Genomic DNA, 17,091 nt, shown 5'->3' with positions numbered 1-17,091 from the left:
GGTGAGAACATGCATGAGGCCGAACCGATGAACAAGAAGGGGAAGAGGACCAAAATGGTCGATCCTGAGCCCCCCAAGGATAGGGCCGTGGAGAAGGCGCGGGACAGGTACCTGAAGTTCATACGGAGGGTGGCTCCCAACAGGGCCGGCAGGGTCATGCTCTCCAAGGCCGAGGTCAAGCAGAAGATCGAGTGGTCCAAGGGCGTAGGCTCCATCATCACGGAGATACCCAAGATAGAGAACACGCATGTGGAATCGGTCGAGCTGTACCCGGTGCTGGAGCCATACAGCTACGCCCGCATCACCTATGACAATGAGACCAGCGAGTACTTCATGGAGTCGCTGGAGCCCCAGCTCACGGAGGATGATGAGAAGCTCCTCCTCCTTATCAAGGACACCCTGGGACGTGCCCTGGGGTACGAGTGGACCAAGCTCACCAGCCTGGACAAGAAGGAATACTTGGTGGAGAGCGTGGAGTCATATCTCACCAGCAGGGGGATGAAGGTCGATCCTCTGCTGAAGAAGAAGCTCAACTACTACATCTTGCGCGACTTCGTCGGCTACGGAAAGGTGGACATCCTCATGCGCGACGAGAACATCGAGGATATCTCCTGTGACGGAGTGGGCATCCCCCTGTTCATATACCACCGCAAGTACGGAAGCCTCAAGACCGGACTGATCTTCGATGATGAGGATGCGCTCAATAACTATGTGGTCGCTCTTGGCCAGAGATCGGGTAAGCAGATCTCGGTGTCCAACCCCATATTGGACGGCACATCCCCGGAAGGTCACCGTATACAGGCCACGTACGCCCGCGAGGTGACCACAAGAGGCTCCACCTTCACCATACGGCGGTTCAAGGAGAAGCCTTTCACCCCCGTGCACCTGGTGAAGTCCAAGACCGCCAGCGCGGAGATGATCGCGTACTTCTGGCTGGGCGTGGAGAACGGGGAATCGATGATCATCTGCGGCGGCACGGCGTCGGGGAAGACCTCCACGCTGAACTCCCTGGCACTGTTCATTCCTCCCGGCGCCAAGATCGTTACCATGGAGGATACCCGTGAGATCAACCTCCCGCACATGAACTGGATCCCGGGTACGACCCGGTCCGGTGTGGGAGAAAGGGGTCCGGACGGGAAGACCGCAGGAGAGATCGACATGTACGATCTGATGCGGGCCTCGCTGCGTCAGAGGCCCAACTACATCATCGTGGGAGAGGTCCGAGGTAAGGAGACGTACACTATGTTCCAGGCCATGGCCACCGGGCATACCACTTACTCCACCATGCACGCCGACTCCGTCCAATCAATGGTCAACAGGCTGGAGAACCAGCCTATCAACTGTCCCCGTATATTGCTCACGGCCCTCAGGAACGTCATCATACAATCTCAGGTCAGGGTAGGCCAGGACCTCACCAGGCGCATGAAGCAGGTCATCGAGATCGTTGGCTTCGAGCCCGACACCAATGAGCTCATTTCCAACACGGTGTACGAGTGGGACCAGGCCACGGACCGCTTCGTGTTCAAGGGCCACAGCTTCCTCTTCGACAAGATCATGGAGATGAAGAACCTCACCAACGAGGAGATGTCCGCCGAGTTCGACCGGCGGGTGGACCTCATCAAGTACATGGTGTTCAGAGATATCACCGATCACCACAAGATCTGGGAGCTGATCAACCAGTACCTCAAGGACCCGGACAAGACCGTTACCAAGGTCCGCCGGGAGCTGCAGGAAGGGGGGATCGCCGTTGGCGCCTGATATCTCCGATTCATTCACCAAGTTCGATGCCAAGAACAAGAACTACATGAAGACCAAGAGGACCTCGGAGCATACTGAGGTCTGGGGACCCCATATCATCAAGTTGCCTGAAGGGGTCATTCCCGACTACATCGCCCTCACTCCCTATCAGATGCTGTGCTGGAGGACGATGGGGAAGGCGGCGAAGCTACGAGCTAAGCCCAATCCCAAGCTGGAGCAGCAACTTCTGCAGGCCCACATGAGGATGAGGCCCGAGGAGTACGTAGCCTACGTCTGGATGAGCACCTTCATCGTGTTCGCCATCAGCACGGCCATAGCCGCCCTCTTCGGAGGTCTGCTCCTGGCCTTCTTCAACGTCCAACCGGCCCTGGTGCTGGTGTTCACCGTACTGCTCATTGCCATGCCTCCCTTGCTCACGTACATGGTCCTGATGTCGATCCCGGGCTCGAAGGCCAAGACCCGTGCCCGCGACATCAACAAGCGCATAGGGGCGGCCATGAGCTTCATCTCCGCAATGGCGTCCGCTGATGTCAACGTGGACGTCATCTTCAAGGAGCTTGCCAAGCAGGACATCTATGGTGAGATAAAGCACGAGGCGGAGTGGATCACTCGTGACACTGAGCTCCTGGGCATCGATATCCTTACAGCCATCAACCGCGCCGCCCAGAGGACGCCGTCGGTAAAGTTCCAGGAGTTCCTGCAGGGCGTGGTCACCAGCTCCACCTCCGGTGGGCAGCTCAAGCCCTACTTCCTGCAGAAGGCGGAGCAGTACGAGAAGGAGGGAAAGCTGGAGATGAAGTCCCAGCTGGAAAGCCTGGGGCTAATGGCGGAGTCGTTCGTCACCGTGGTGGTCGCGTTCCCGCTATTCCTGGTGGTCATCATGGCCATAATGGCCATTGTCCCGGGTGGTGGCGGGGACAGCTCCATGACCATACTTCTGCTGCAACTGGTGATCGGGCTCATGATCCCCATGAGCCAGTTCGGTTTCATATTCTTCATTTGGAACATGACCAAGGAGTCAACGATGTGAGGTGATGGCATGGCCGAGGACATAATGGACCTGGATCAACTGGACATTCAGAAGCTCGACTACAGCCGCACCATCCTCATGGTATCCGCGGTGATAGCGGCGATACTACTGGTCATCGGACTATTGGACGGTATCGGCGGATTGGACACCCCCCTGCTATGGATAGACTATGTGAGCCTGGCGCTCATGGCCATCAGCGGGCCATATGGGTTCTACGTGTCCTCCCGGAGGAAGAAGATACAGGAGATCGAGAAGCGCCTTCCGGAGTTCCTGCGGGATGTGGCCGAGGCCGGCCGCTTCGGCATGACCCTGGCCCAGGCCATCAAGGTGGCCTCCCGGGGCCGCTACGGCAAGCTGACCCCGGAGATACGCCGGATGGCCGCCCAGATCGACTGGGGGGTGCCTGCATCCGAGGCCATGCGCCTGTTCGCGGAGAGGGTGGACACACCCCTGATCAGGAGAATGACCTCCATCATCATCAAGGCCAACGACGCCGGGGGATCGGTCGCGGACGTGCTCACTATGGTCGCCCACGATGCCCGCGAGAACATGCTCAACCAGGCCGAGCGCAAGATCGCCATGTCCACCTACATGATGGTCATCTACATCGCGTTCGCGGTGTTCATCGCCACCATCTTCATCCTGAACTCCACCTTCCTGCCGAAGATGACAGAGGCGGGGGCGGCGGTGGCCGAGGGCGCAGAGAAGGCAGGGATCGATACCAGCTCCATAGCCACCATCCGCGTCAACATCATACCCACGGTGCAGCTGCTGTTCATCATATCCGTGGTCATACACGCGTTCGGCGATGGTATACTGGCAGGTGTGCTCTCGGATGGGCAGATATCCACTGGCCTGAAGCACAGCTTCATCATGCTGCTGATAGGTCTATTAGGAACGAGGTTGATCTGACATGGACGAAGCGATGCGGCAAGAAGAGATCGAGCCTCTGTTCGAGGACGAGAATAAGGTCAAGAAGGAGAAGCTCTCCGTGGCCTCCCGCTATATGTCCTTCCTGGTGAAGGTCCGAAGCAAGCCCATGAGGGTCAGGCTGCCCTCCGGCACCACCACGGAAGCGTCGGCCATAACCGAGATACCCAAGATCTCCGACCCCAACATAGAGGAGGTGGAGGTCACACCCATAGAGGAACCGTACTCCTTCGTCAGGATAAAGTACGATACCGTGGCCGGGGAGTACCTATATGAGGTCATCGAGCCCATGCTAACGGAGGACGAGCACAACGTATTGGACCTCCTGAAGAGCTCCCTCATCATATCCCTCAATCTGGCCGAGACCAACGACCTGGAGCAGAAGAGGGACATCCTCAACAAGGCCACCGAGAGGGTGCTGTCCAAGCTCAACGTGAACCTCAACCCCATCTCCAAGGAGAGGATCCTGTACTTCCTGCGCCGTGACTTCACCGGATACGGGGTCATCAACGTCATGATGTTCGATCCCAGCATCGAGGACGCGTCCTGCGATGGCGTGGGCATCCCCCTGTACATCTACCACCGCAAGTATGGGAGCATAAAGAGCAACATCACCTTCGATGACGAACAGGAACTGGACGCCTACGTGGTGTGGCTGGCCCAGAAGTGCGGCAAGCACATCTCGGTGGCCAACCCCCTGCTGGACGCCACCATCCCCGACGGCTCCAGGCTCAACGCCACACTGGGGAAGCATGTCACCAAGCGTGGATCGTCGTTCACCATCCGGCGTTTCAAGGACAACCCCTTCACCCCCGTCGACCTGCTGAAGTTCAAGACCATGTCCACGGAGATGATGTCATACCTGTGGATCTCCGTCGAGTTCGGCTCATCCATGCTGGTCTGCGGGGGAACGGCGTCGGGGAAGACCACCACCCTCAACGCCATCCTGCTGTTCATCCCTCCTCAGATGAAGATCGTTAGCATCGAGGACACCAGGGAGCTGAACCTTCCCCATGAGAACTGGATCCCTGGCCTGACCAGGGAGGGGTTCGGGGGCAAGAGCGGGGCCTTGAGCGGATCGATCAATATGTTCGACCTCCTCACCGCCGCGCTGAGGCAGAGACCCCAGTACCTGATGGTCGGTGAGGTCCGTGGCAAGGAGGCATACGTCGTCTTCCAGGCCATGGCCACCGGCCACATATCCTACTCCACCTTCCACGCCGAGGACGTGCAAGCCATGGTCCACAGGCTGGAGAACGAACCCATCGATCTGCCCCGTGCCCTTCTCACCGCACTGAACCTGGTGCTGCTGCAGGGACAGGTGAAGGTGGGGACGAAGATGACCCGTCGCGTCAAGGGGTTGACGGAGATAGTGGGCATGGACCCCGAGACCGGGGAGCTCATCACCAACTCGGTGTTCACATGGAACCCCGCGGACGACAGCTTCACCTATTCCGGGCACTCCTACACCTACGAGAAGGTCCGCGCGGTGCGCAACTGGTCCCCCCGAGAGATGGAGAGGGAGGTGCGGCGCCGCATCGAGATCCTGGAGTACATGAAGAAGATCGGGGTCAACAACTACCGACAGGTGGCCAAGATCGTGTCCGCGTACTACAAGGACCCCGAGAAGGTCATGAAAGAGGTCAAGGAAAAGATGGCCGATTGAGCCGTTCCCTGATTTTTTTCTTTTATTATTCTCCGCCTGCACCCCAGTACGCGTCCATCGCCTGCAGTACCCACAGAGCGCACCACAGCACCGCGCCCAGGACGGCGATCCCCGCCAGGTCGTGCAGTCCGCTTATTGTCACTATGAGCGCGGTGGGCGCCACCAGCAGCAGTGCCACCCCCAGGACGAAGAACAGCGCTCCTTTGTAGAATGACAGGTTGAAGAACTGCCCCAGCCCCCATATCGAGAACAATCCGGGAACCAGTCCCAGGATCAGAGCGGCGATGGGGCGGGACCGGGACCGGTACAGCTTGTCCGGGCGGAGCAGACGTCCGCAGCTGGTGCAGAACCGGTCCTCCGGGCCGATCTTGGCCTGGCAGCTTTGGCAGACATATGGATCATCGGCGAGGAAGCCGCAACGGCCGCAGAACCTCTCCCCCCCGTTCATCACCACGCCGCAGTTCTGGCACCGCAGGACCTCGGTCTTGAGGTTGGTGGCGTCCTTGCCCCCTGCGACTTCGGCATCTGTTCTTGATTCCAGAAAAGCGCCGCAGAAGGGACAGAGGTTGTCACCGTCAGGCACACCGCCCCCGCACTGCGGACAGCTCGTGTTCATCCACCCGACATTATTCCGGTGTCGATTAAAGATTGCGATAACGAGTTGGTGCAGATAGGATAAAGATAAAAGAAGGAAAGGTTTAGGAAGAGGTTTCCGCCTAGCCTCAGTTCTCAGGCTTCTTCCCCTCGGGACTCTCCTCCGGCTTCTCCTCGAGGGGAGCCTCCTGGCCTTCGACCGGCTTCATGTCCTCCAGCTTGGGGACGGCCTTCTTCTCCACTGGCCGGCGCACTATGCGCCTCAGGGGCTTGGCCGGAGCCTTCTCCGTCTTGGCCTCCTCGGCCGGTGCCGGCGCCGCGTCCACCTTCAGCTCCTCCGCCTTGGGCTCCTCCGCCTTGGGCTGCTCCAGGTTGGAGCCGCACTTGTGGCAGATGGTGGCGCCGCGGGGGTTGAGGGTTCCGCAGGTGGGGCAGGAGGATCCGCTGAACTTGCGCTTCTCCTCCTCCTTGGACAGCCAGCTCTCGAAGCTGACGAAGGTCGGCTGCTTCTTCCACCACTCCGTGAACTTGGTGTCGGAGTACTTCTTGCCCATGGCCACCTTGGCCTCGGCCCGGAAGGTCTCGGCGTAGGCATCGTACTGCTCCCTCATCTTGGCGAGGTAGGCGTTCTCCTCCTCCGCGATGGCCTCGTTGATGAACTTGGCGCCACACTCTGGACAAGTGGAGGAGTTGGACGGTATCCATGCTGCGCACTCGCTGCACTTCGCGGTACCGACCTCGAACTCCACGCCGCACTTGGGGCAGCGCTTCGAGGCCTCAGGTATCAGAGCGCCGCATTCGCCGCACTCCACCATCTTCCCCAGGCCGTACTTGTACAGCCATACGGAGAAGAATAAGATGGCCGCGGCGATGACCGCGAGGATCACCAGGTACAGGTACCAGGGGACGCCGCCCTCCGTCACGCCCTTTATGCTGACGTTCTTGAAGGTGCTGGTGGTCTTGTCGCCGATGGTCACCGAGGTGTGCACCTGGTAGTCGCCGCTGGCACCGTCAGGCACGTACAGGGATATGGTGTAGGTACCCTTGGCGCCGGTCTTGGCGGTGAAGGGCTCGCCAACCATCTGTCCGTTCTTGACCAGGTAGGCGGTGACGGTCACGCCGGAAATGGCCTCGCTGGTGTTCTCATTGGTGACCTTGCCGGTCACCAGGATGCTCTCACCAGGCTTGTAGTCTGAACCCTCCAGGGGGTTCAGGTCGATCTTGGCGTTGGGGGCATCGATGACGAAGGCCTTGGTTATGTTGTTGTTGATGTGGTCGCTCTCCTCGATCAGCCCGTCCTCGTTGATGGTGATGAGGATAGTGTAGTTGCCCATGGCCCGGTTGATCAGCCATGTGGTGTTGACCACTACCTCCTTGCCGATGCCGATGTCCTTGGTCACGGTGGCGAACCGCACTGGGTTGCCATCCTCGTCCACAGCATAGAAGAGGACCTTCACGGCACTGGCGGAGGTGCTGCCGATGTTCATGGCAGTGACGGTGATGTTAACCGTCTCACCCTGGCTGGCATGGGTGACCTCGATGTTCGCCCGGGTGATCTCCATATCGTTATCGAAGGTCAGGTCCGCCCGCTGGTCATTGACCGCGAGGGTCATGACGGCCTCGTTGTTGGTGTAGGAGACCTCGCCTATGCGGCCGGGGAGGTCAGGGTTCACGAGCACGGTGATCTGTACGTCCTGGCTGCCCTCCCCATCGGGGATGCTTGCGATCCAGTGGCCCGTCATCGTCACCGTCTGTCCGGCAGCTATGGTGGATATCACCTCAGTGTCCACGAGGGTGCCCGTGGAGCTGCTGCCCAGATAGTAGTGGACCAGCACGTTGGTGGCGGCGATGTCCCCGATGTTCTTGATCGAGGCTTCGATGCTCACATCATCGTTGACGCTCACCGGGCTGGCAGGGTCGAACACGACGTAGCTGACCCTGAGGTCGGCGAAGTTCAGGACCTTCTGCTCGAAGGAATAGGTGTTATTGGCCTCCGAGATCTCGGTTATCGTTCCCAACCTGTCTATGACGACCTCCAGTATGTAGGTCCCGGCCATGCTGGGGTTCCAGGATATGGAGGCCTCGGCATAGTCGTTGACGTCTATGTAGCTGAGGGTGGTGTCGGACAGTAGGGTTCTAACTCCTCCAGAGGGATCGGTCGCGTAGAAGCTGACCCTCACGTCCTCGGCGGAGACGTCCCCGTTGTTATGGACCTTGGCCTTGATGGTCGCGCTCTGGTCCCTGATCGGAGAGGAGGGAGTGAGCACGACATCGCCAGAGGCCACGTACAGATCGGGTATCCCATGGACGGACACCAGGGTGTAGTTGCCGTTGTTGGTGTTGTCGAACTCCGCTATGCGGTTGAAGGGATCGATGGCCACGCTGATGTTCCGCTGCCCTAGGATGGAAGCGGTCCATATGGTGGAAACGGACACGGTCTCACCGGGAGCGATGTAGCCGATCGTGGTGTGGTAGAACGTGACACCGGTCTCGTAGAAGTACACGTCCACGTCACGGGCGGCCACCACTCCGATGTTGGAGACCTCGGTACTGACGGTCACCTGTTGGTAGTGGTATGGTGTGGTCGTGGTCAGATCGAGGGGCGGGTCCAGGTCGGGGAGGGCATCGGCGATGCTGATGGTCACCGGCGCCATCGATGTCCTGGTCACCGGCTCAGAGTAGCCGACGACGCCCACGTTCATGGTGTACATTCCATAGAACGTCTGGCCTCCATAGGTGTAGCTGGCGTTGGCGAAATAACTGCCGAGGAAGCCCTCGAAGGTGGACATGCCCGCGGTCCGTATATCGGTCAGCACGCGGAAGTTGATCGAGCCGTCGGCACCGGTCTGGTCGTCCCCGTATGCTCCATTGACAGGGTGGTATATGGAGACGTCAGCTCCGGGGAGCCTCTCCCCCGTACCGTCCAGCACCACGACCTTTACCCAGCGGTAGTGGTAGATGGTGGCGGAGTCCTTGGGGTTGAGGGACGGGATCGAGATGTTTGTCACATATGCGGTCGCGTGGCCTCCAAAGGAGGACCAGGACTGACCGAAGTTGGTATCGATGGCCACCACCTCGGCGTAGGAGGTCTCCGGAGTGACCAGGTCCCCCGCTACCGTGGACGAGGTCATGTAGACCTGGGCGTTGCCATCGGCCCGGATGTGCACCGCCGACGATATGGTGGAACCTTCCACCGTCAGGTTGGCGTTGTCCATCAGATAGAGGTCGATGTGCAGATTGGAGTTCAGGGACGTGCCTGACATCAGCCTGAGGGTCGCGTCGTCCTTGACGATGATCTTCAGCTGATAGGAGCTCGACTGCACCTCGGTGAACGCGGTGTTGGTTATGGTCAGCACACCGTCGTTGACGACCAGCACATTGTACGCCCAGTTGAAGGCGTTGGGGCCGGTTATGGTAAGGGTGGGGTACTGGGCCTCGCCGACCACCAGGTCAGAGCCGGTGCTAGCTATGTTGACGGTGAGGGACTTGTACGCCATGTTGTTGTCGTAATCGTACTCCTCGACGTTGTGGTTCGAGTTCACATACACATAGATGGGGTAGGTACCGATCTGGGATGGCATCCATGTGTAGGTGGTCTGGGCGAAGCTGCCCATGGACACCGTTAGGACCGTGGAACCGATATACAGGCCGCCCGACTGGGCATTGCCAGCATAGAGGTCAACGGTGACGTTGTTAGCGGAGGCCCGACCGGTGTTGTTCAGGTAGATGGTGGCAGTAACTGTCTCGATGGACGAGGCGGGCTGGGGGCTGAAGCTTATGTCGGCCGCGGTCACGCTGAGCTCGGCCAGGTTCTTCAGGACCGTTAGCTGCTTGGACATCACGTTGTTGGTCTTGCTCTCCTCGGATATCTTCCTCTCAGGGTCGATGAACACGCTTATCGTGTGTGTACCTGCGGGCAGGTTGCTCCAGGTGACCGTCGACAGCGTGTAATCGTTCTCAGAGCCGATAGCTATGGTGTCGATCGTCTGATTGTTCCAGAAGGCCGCGTTGGTACCTCCGACATATCCGACAATGGTCACTTGCACCTTGGTGGCAGTGGTCTTGCCGCGGTTGTGAACGGTGGCCGATATCTGTACGCTGTCGCCCTCGTAGGCGGTCAGAGGCGTGACCGTTATTGGCAGCACCACCAGGTCCGGAAGCTCCAGGGCCAGGCTGGGCAGGGTCACGTTGATCTGCTTCCAGGTGTTTTCCGGGGTCATGTCCGGATATGGCTGGAAGGAAACTCCGGTGCTGTTCATGAACAGGGCGCCGGTGGTGTTCTCGTACGAAACGGTCATCTCGTAGGCGAACGCAGCGTACGGGTTGGGGTTCTTAGGGTCCAGCACCTCCGAGAGGAGGGGGATCTGAGCCTTGCCCTCGTTGTCGGTGACGTTGTAGGTGTTGGAGTTCTTGTTCAGGTACAGCAGGACCTCGCTGGATGGATAGTTCTGGACACCCGCGGGGGTGTTGTAGTATGCGTTAACTCCAGAGCTCTCTATCACAGAGCTTACGATCGCCCCGTTGACAGGCAGGGTCTGGACGTCGGATACAGTGACGTTAGCCCAGCGGTAGATGTTGACCGTGGGGCTTAGTGTAATGTTTATCCAAACACAGTTGACAGCGAAGTATTGTCCTGAAGCCCCATTATTAACAGTTTGAACGACTACTGTATCAATATCTGCTATTGAGTTTACACCTTGAGAGTATAGGTCAAACTCAGGTGCAATTTCATGGGTTGTCTGTGACACTCTGATGTTGGTGTTTGTTAGAGCTCCACCATTTACACTATATTTGACATAGTTTGAGCCAGTGTATGTGTTAGCTGAATAGTCGAATACTAAAGAAGCCCCACTAATCGGACCAGAGAGGCCGCTAGTGTTGAAATTTTGTAAGCTGAGTGTTGTACCATATGGAACATTATAGTAGCTTGCGTCTTTTGCAGTCGCAGCGGAAATTGACGATCCAGTGGTATCGACTACAGCTGTCTTGTTCGATACTATTGAGGTGATGGTCTTCTCAACGGTCACGAACGCAGGCTGCCTGTTGGCGACCATTGTTGGCTCCTTCTCAGAATCGGGATCCATGCTGACACCATACAGGTAGGCCATGGAGTTGTCACGCAGGACCATGGTGTTGTGGTTCTCCTTGTCGGAGAAGTCCACGCCTATCATGGAGTTCACGGCCGTGAACTGCGTGTTACCAGCCAGAGTTATGCTGGTGTAGGTGGGCAGGGTGATCTCGAAGGTTATCCAGACCTTGTTGATGTACAGTGTCTGTCCGCCATTGTTGTAGAACCCGATGTTCAGACCGGAGAGGTCCAGGGAGGACATGAACGGCAGGGACGCGCTGGCGATCACCTGATCGGCTGTGCCCGTTACGGGATTGACAGGGGTGTTGCTGAAGGTCATGGCGGTGGACCCTACGGCCCCGTTCTCGTACTGGTACAGCACCTTGGAGGCGCTGGAGAAGGTGTTACCGGTATAGTACTGGACATGCAGGGTGGCCAGCACGTTGTCCGCAGCGTTGAACACCAGTCCGCCGCTGTCGAAGCCATCCAGCCACATGGTCTTGGTGTTGGCGACCGCATAGTTCTCCATGTCGGAACGCAGCAGGGAGTCCAGGTCAGAACCGGTGGTATCATTGCTGGCCTTGGCCGAGGGCATCCTGGAAAGGAAGTAGTCCGCGGCTTCCCTGGCGCCGCTGGAACCATTATCGTTGTCAGCGACGAAGGAGTAGGAGTGGTCGTACATTCCCGTGTATATCTGGTTTAGGAAGGGAGTATCGGGATCAGGGGTCTGGTAGATGTTGGGTAGGGAAGAGTCGTATATGTTCACGGTCGAGGACATGAAGAGCAGGACCGGAGCATAACTAAAGGACGATTCAGGGAAGTAGGTCTCATTGCAGTAGGAGCCCACCTGGTCGTTGCCGGTGATGCTGGAGCGCCACATGGTGAGGGTGGAGTCGTCCACGATCATGTGCCCGGGGAAGCTGAGAACGCTGTCATATGCCTCCAGGGTCCCGCCGTTGCGCACCATCACGGCCAAGCTGGGGAAGGCGTTCAGCTGATTGAGGTTGGTGGAAAGGGTCGAGTTGTTGAGGACCAGCTTCCCTCCGTCCTCGATTATCAATGTGTAGACGCGATCGTCGGCGGTCCCGGCGGTCTTGTCGCCCCCGATGTTCTCGGCGAACACCAGACCTCCGCTGGTGACGGTGACCACGCCACCGTCCCTAATGGTCAGGTTGCCGTTCATCGTGTACGTCGAGGTGATGTTCCAACTTTTAATGGAGTAATCGGAACCGATGATACGGTCCCCATTGGAATAGTCAGAAGGCAAAGAGGCCTGGGCCTCGTTTGAGCTCACCATCAATATCACCACTCCAGCGAATGATGACATCAGGAGACCTATCGCGATCAGGATGCTCGCAGCTCGATTGGCGACAATACGACCTTTCATAAACCCACCGATCCCTATGTTTTTTACTTCGGGAATTCGTCGCTATCAGAAGTGTCAGTTTATTTATATCTGAGCATACAATTAACAAAAAATTAAACGAACGGGAAAATAAAAAAACATGCCTGGGTAGAGACTGGCTCCCTACTTTCGGCGAATTATTTTACGAATGGAAACCGGTTTTTTCGAGGGATCGTCGGCTGCCTCGTCCTTCTTTTCAGATGGCTTTTTCTTCGTCGGAGGAGCCTTGATGACGTGCTCGCAGTGGGGGCAGGAGGCATCGTCCTCGGATATGATCTTGGAGCAGCTAGGGCAGGTAGGGCCGCTAGGCTTCTCCTCGGCCTTGAAGACCGGGGTGGGCTCTTCCTCCTCAGGCTCGGCCTTGAAGACCGGCGTAGGCGCCTCCTCTTCTTCTTCGGCCTTGAAGACCGGGGTGGGCTCTTCCTCCTCCTTCTCCTCGGGGATCTCAAGCTCCGGCTCGGGCTCCGGCTCGGGCTCCTTCTCCACGACAGTGTCTGCCTCGATGATCGGCTCGGGCTCCGGCTCGGGCTCCTTCTCCACGACAGGCTCTGCCTCGATGATCGGCTCGGGCTCGGAATCGAACGTCGATGCAGGGGCGGGTGAGGCGTTCCGGACTAAACCTTGCTCGCGCTGGTTGAGCGACTTTTCCCACTTGACGAAACGCTTCTGTTCCTCCAGGACCACCTTGCGGCCCTCGGCCAGCAGGGCCTCCTGATCAGCCAGTACCTTGGCCTTGGCCAACAGATTCTCCCTCGCGGCGGACAGCTCGTCCAGCAGCTGGTGGGACCTCTCCTGGTCCTTGAGGATGCCTTCCTCCATCTGCCGGATGTGTTCGCTCATGGCCTGGATGTTGCTCTCGTAGCTGGCGCTCCGCTCGGACAGGGCGGCGATGCCCTCCTCCCTGCGGGTCAGCTCCTGCTGCCTCCTCTCCATCTCGTTGCGGAAGGTGTTGACCTGCTCCTCGCGCTGGAGCAGCTCCTTCTCGAACTTCACCACCTTGGCCTCCCGCTCTTGGACCGCACTCTCTCGCGGCGTCAGGTCGGCCAACCGAGACTGGATGTCCTTCTCGTGGGCGTCCAGCCTGGCGGCGCGGGCATCAAGCTCCTTACGGGTCTTGTCAAGCTCGGCCTCGAAGGACTCGATCTTGTCGCGCCTCTTCTTGAGCTCGGACTCCTGGGTCTTAACCTTGTCCTTGAACTGCTCGATGACCTCCCATATGGGGGTCTCATCAGTAGTCATGTGTATCCCTCCATTGATCCTTGCCAACAAGGCGGTCCGCGCGATCGCGACATTATCCCAGGGACGGCCCCAGGACGTTCAACCCGCTCTCCCCGACCTCCACTGTATGCTTTTCCATACTGTGCTTGCAGGCCCTCATCTTCTCTACCCTAATGAACCGGACCAACTTCCCCTTGTTTCGGTCGAGGCCCAGCTCGATGATGCCGTCCACCAGGAATCCTTCGTTCCCCATTAGATCGGACGGGCCCCCGCGCACACGCTCCATAACGATGAAGCATATCAGGTTCTGATCGCGCAGGGTCTTGAAGAAATAGAACATCTTCTTACGCATGTTCTCCTGGTGCTCCATCAGGGAATAGAGGGCTCCCAGGGAGTCCAGGGTGAAGACGGAGAACTTTTCCCCATGCTTCTTCTTGTAATATTCTATGGTCTGCTCAATGAATTGGATGTAGTCGGTCGGGCTGTCCTCCTCGATGACGTCGTCCAGCTCCCGGAGGTCGGTGATGTCCGATATCTCCATGTTAGGGCTGGGATCGATGCCCAGGCTCTGCATGTTATTGCGGTGGCTGGCCGTCGTCTCCTCGAGCGTCACGTAGAGGCCGACTTCGCCAGACTTCTCGAGATAGTTCGACATGACCGAGTAGCAGAAGCTGGTCTTCATCGAGCCCGGAGGGCCGGTGACCAGTATCACCTTTGGTGCTTCGATGTCCGACCGGAATATCCGGTCGAGCCCCGGTATGGAGTCGGTTAGCGTAGTCTTACCCCGGACATTCAAAACTACAACCAATTAAAAAGGTTGCGACGATAAAATTAAAAAAGTGGACCCACCGCCTTATCGGCGGTATCTGGCTCATGTTTCGCCGTCGTCCTCTCTGTCCTCTTCCATCGGGAGCATGGACGCGTCCTCCTTGGACTCGGTGTGCGCCACCTTCATCTCCTCCTCCGCTCGCACCAGGCGGGCCACCGCGGTGATCTTGTCCCCATTGGTGAGGCCCATTATGGTCACCCCTTGGGTGGAGCGGCCCATGGTGCGGATCTCCTCCGCCCGGGTTCGGATCACATTTCCCTGCACGGTGGTGAGGATGATCTGATCGTCATCGGCGATGGTGCTCACCGAGACCACCTTGCCATTGCGGTCGGTGGTCTTGATGGTGATCACGCCCTTCCCTCCGCGGTGGATCTTGCGGTAATCGGAGACGAGGGAGATCTTGCCGTAGCCGTTCTCGGTGATGCTGAGGAGCTTGTCCTCCGGCCTCACCACGGCCATGCTCACGATCTCGTCACCCGGCTCGGGGCGCATGCCGATGACCCCGATGGCCGGCCTCCCCACGGTGCGGACCTCCGAGGCGTCGAAGCGCGCTGCCTGCCCGTTCTGGGTGGCCAGGACTATCTCGTCGTCCCCTTGGACCAATTTGGTGTCCACGAGCGAGTCCCCGTCCTCCAGGCTTATGGCGATGATCCCGTTGGAGCGGATGTTGCGGTACTCCCTGAGGGCGGTCCTCTTGACGATGCCGTTCCTGGTGGCGAACATCAGGTCCACTCCGTCCCCCAGTCCATCCAGGGGGAGGTTGTTCTCCACCTTCTCGCCCTCCTCCAGCTTGGGCAGGAGGTTCACGATGGGCTTGCCCTTGGAGTGCCGCCCGGCCACCGGTATGCGGTAGGCCTTGAGCTGGTACACCCGGCCCCGGTCGGTGAAGAACAGGATGGTGTTGTGCGTCATGGTGACGAACAGGTCCACCACGCGGTCGTCCTCCTTGGTCTCCATTCCCAGAAGGCCTTGACCGCCGCGGTGCTGCTGCTTGTAGGTGTCCAGCGGCAGGCGCTTGATGTAGTTGTCGCTGGAGATCATGACCACCATCTCCTCGTTGGGGATGAGGTCCTCGATGTCCAGCTCGCCGGTGTCGATGACTATCTCCGTCTTCCGTTCGTCGCCGTAGGCCTCGCGGACCTCGGCCAGCTCGGCCTTGATGATGCCCATGACCTTGGACTCGTCGGCCAGGATGGCCTCGAGGTCGCGGATGCTCTGCTCTATCTCCGCGAACTCCTTCCTCAGGTCCTCGATCTCCAGGCCGGTGAGGGCCCGGAGCCTCATGTCCAAGATGGCCTTGGCCTGCACCTCGTCCAGCTCGAACCTCTTCATGAGGCCGTCCCGCGCGTCGTCGGTGGTCCGAGCCTCCCGGATGATGCGCACCGCCTCGTCCAGCGAGTCCACCGCCTTGATCAGTCCCTGCAGGATATGGTCCCGCGCCTGCGCCTGCCGCAGGTCGTACTGGGTGCGCCGGATGACGACCATCCTGCGGTAATCTACGAACGCCTGGAGCATGTCCCGGAGCGTGAGGACCTTGGGCTCGTTGTTGACCAGGGCCAGGTTGATGACCCCGAAGGTAACCTGCATCTGGGTATGGGTGAACAGCTGATTGAGAACTATCTCCTCCATGGCGTCGCGCCGCAGCTCGATGACCACGCGCATGCCGTCGCGGTCGCTCTCATCCCGCAGGTCGGTGATGCCCTCGATCCTCTTGTCCTTGACCAGCTCGGCGATGTTCTCGATCATGGCCGATTTGTTGACCTGGTAGGGGATCTCGGTGACGATGATGCGCTTCTTACCTTCATGCTCTTCAATGTTGGTCCGCGCCCGCACCCTCAACCGGCCCTTTCCGGTGGAGTAGGCCTCGATGATGCCGTTGGTACCGTAGATTATGCCCCCGGTGGGGAAGTCCGGCCCCCGGACGAAGGCCATGAGGTCGAGGTTGTCCGCCGACGGCTCATCGATCAGGTGGATGAGGGCGTCGCATATCTCCCGGAGGTTATGGGGCGGGATGTTGGTCGCCATGCCCACGGCGATGCCCGAGGAGCCGTTGATCAGGAGGTTGGGCACCTTCGATGGGAGCACCACCGGTTCCTTCAGCGAGGCATCGAAGTTGTCGGTGAAGTCCACGGTCTCTTTGTCGATGTCCATAAGCAGGTCTTCGGCCACCTTCTCCAGTCGGCACTCGGTATAACGCATGGCCGCCGCCTCGTCGCCGTCCACGCTCCCGAAGTTGCCGTGACCGTTGATGAGCGTGTACCGTAGCGAGAAGTCCTGGGCCATGCGCACCAGGGCGTCGTAGACTGCGGAGTCACCGTGTGGATGGTATTTTCCCAAAATCTCGCCGACTACTCTGGCACTCTTCTTATGAGGTTTATTTGAGGCCATGCCCAGATCGTACATGCCATACAATATCCTGCGGTGAACCGGCTTGAGCCCGTCCCGGACGTCCGGGAGCGCGCGGCCGACGATGACGCTCATCGCGTAGTCGATATACGATTTCTTCATCTCCTGCTCGATGGGGCGGATGATCTCCCGGGCCGGGGTCTTTGGAGCCTCTTGTGATTCGTTGGTATCTGTCATGTGATCACCT

9 protein-coding genes are annotated in these 17,091 nt (G+C 58.8%); 4 read left to right on the top strand and 5 right to left on the bottom strand.

The annotated features are described in order from the left end of the window. Positions 1-9: 9 nt before the first annotated feature. The 4 genes from GXX95_08325 to GXX95_08310 are packed head-to-tail and all read left to right on the top strand — an operon-like array spanning position 10 to position 5,384. Positions 10-1,758, top strand: coding sequence for a type II/IV secretion system ATPase subunit (locus GXX95_08325; protein NLT38148.1), 1,749 nt, complete (start codon positions 10-12; stop codon positions 1,756-1,758). A 46-nt stretch (positions 1,759-1,804) separates the two neighbouring features. After that, entirely contained in the window at positions 1,805-2,788 is a 984-nt protein-coding gene (locus GXX95_08320; protein ID NLT38147.1) for a type II secretion protein F, read from the top strand. Between the two features lie 9 nt (positions 2,789-2,797). Beyond that, positions 2,798-3,700 (top strand): type II secretion system F family protein, encoded by a 903-nt coding sequence (locus GXX95_08315; protein ID NLT38146.1) that lies wholly within the window; start codon positions 2,798-2,800, stop codon positions 3,698-3,700. Position 3,701: 1 nt separating this feature from the next. Continuing rightward, positions 3,702-5,384 carry a type II/IV secretion system ATPase subunit gene (locus GXX95_08310; protein NLT38145.1) on the top strand — a complete coding sequence of 561 codons (1,683 nt, stop codon included), beginning with the start codon at positions 3,702-3,704 and terminating at the stop codon, positions 5,382-5,384. A gap of 25 nt (positions 5,385-5,409) precedes the next feature. Here the strand turns inward: GXX95_08310 and GXX95_08305 are convergent, their stop codons facing one another. The 5 genes from GXX95_08305 to gyrA form a co-directional block, all read right to left on the bottom strand. Further along, a complete protein-coding gene (locus GXX95_08305) occupies positions 5,410-6,000 on the bottom strand; it encodes a zinc ribbon domain-containing protein (GenBank protein NLT38144.1) in 591 nt (196 codons plus the stop codon). A 106-nt stretch (positions 6,001-6,106) separates the two neighbouring features. Continuing rightward, the gene (locus tag GXX95_08300) at positions 6,107-12,373 is read right to left on the bottom strand and encodes a hypothetical protein (protein NLT38143.1); all 6,267 of its coding nucleotides are present in this window, start codon (positions 12,371-12,373) and stop codon (positions 6,107-6,109) included. 201 nt (positions 12,374-12,574) lie between these two features. Beyond that, on the bottom strand, positions 12,575-13,690 hold the full coding sequence (locus GXX95_08295; GenBank protein NLT38142.1) for a hypothetical protein: 1,116 nt from the start codon (positions 13,688-13,690) through the stop codon (positions 12,575-12,577). Positions 13,691-13,742: 52 nt separating this feature from the next. After that, positions 13,743-14,465: a signal transduction protein gene (locus GXX95_08290; GenBank protein NLT38141.1), complete on the bottom strand. Its 723-nt coding sequence runs from the start codon at positions 14,463-14,465 to the stop codon at positions 13,743-13,745. 75 nt (positions 14,466-14,540) lie between these two features. After that, positions 14,541-17,081, bottom strand: coding sequence for a DNA gyrase subunit A (gene gyrA / locus GXX95_08285; GenBank protein ID NLT38140.1), 2,541 nt, complete (start codon positions 17,079-17,081; stop codon positions 14,541-14,543). Positions 17,082-17,091 lie beyond the last annotated feature (10 nt).

This window comes from Methanomassiliicoccus sp., from assembly GCA_012719175.1.
GTDB lineage: Archaea > Thermoplasmatota > Thermoplasmata > Methanomassiliicoccales > Methanomassiliicoccaceae > UBA6.
The sequence above is the reverse complement of the archived record's forward strand: the minus strand, read 5'-3'. Positions and strand labels throughout refer to the sequence as shown.

Coding starts and splice junctions, on each gene's coding strand:
- GXX95_08325 (NLT38148.1), top strand. CDS start 10: ATGCATGAGGCCGAACCGATGAACAAGAAGGGGAAGAGGACCAAAATG.
- GXX95_08320 (NLT38147.1), top strand. CDS start 1,805: ATGAAGACCAAGAGGACCTCGGAGCATACTGAGGTCTGGGGACCCCAT.
- GXX95_08315 (NLT38146.1), top strand. CDS start 2,798: ATGGCCGAGGACATAATGGACCTGGATCAACTGGACATTCAGAAGCTC.
- GXX95_08310 (NLT38145.1), top strand. CDS start 3,702: ATGGACGAAGCGATGCGGCAAGAAGAGATCGAGCCTCTGTTCGAGGAC.
- GXX95_08305 (NLT38144.1), bottom strand. CDS start 6,000: ATGAACACGAGCTGTCCGCAGTGCGGGGGCGGTGTGCCTGACGGTGAC.
- GXX95_08300 (NLT38143.1), bottom strand. CDS start 12,373: ATGTCATCATTCGCTGGAGTGGTGATATTGATGGTGAGCTCAAACGAG.
- GXX95_08295 (NLT38142.1), bottom strand. CDS start 13,690: ATGACTACTGATGAGACCCCCATATGGGAGGTCATCGAGCAGTTCAAG.
- gyrA (NLT38140.1), bottom strand. CDS start 17,081: ATGACAGATACCAACGAATCACAAGAGGCTCCAAAGACCCCGGCCCGG.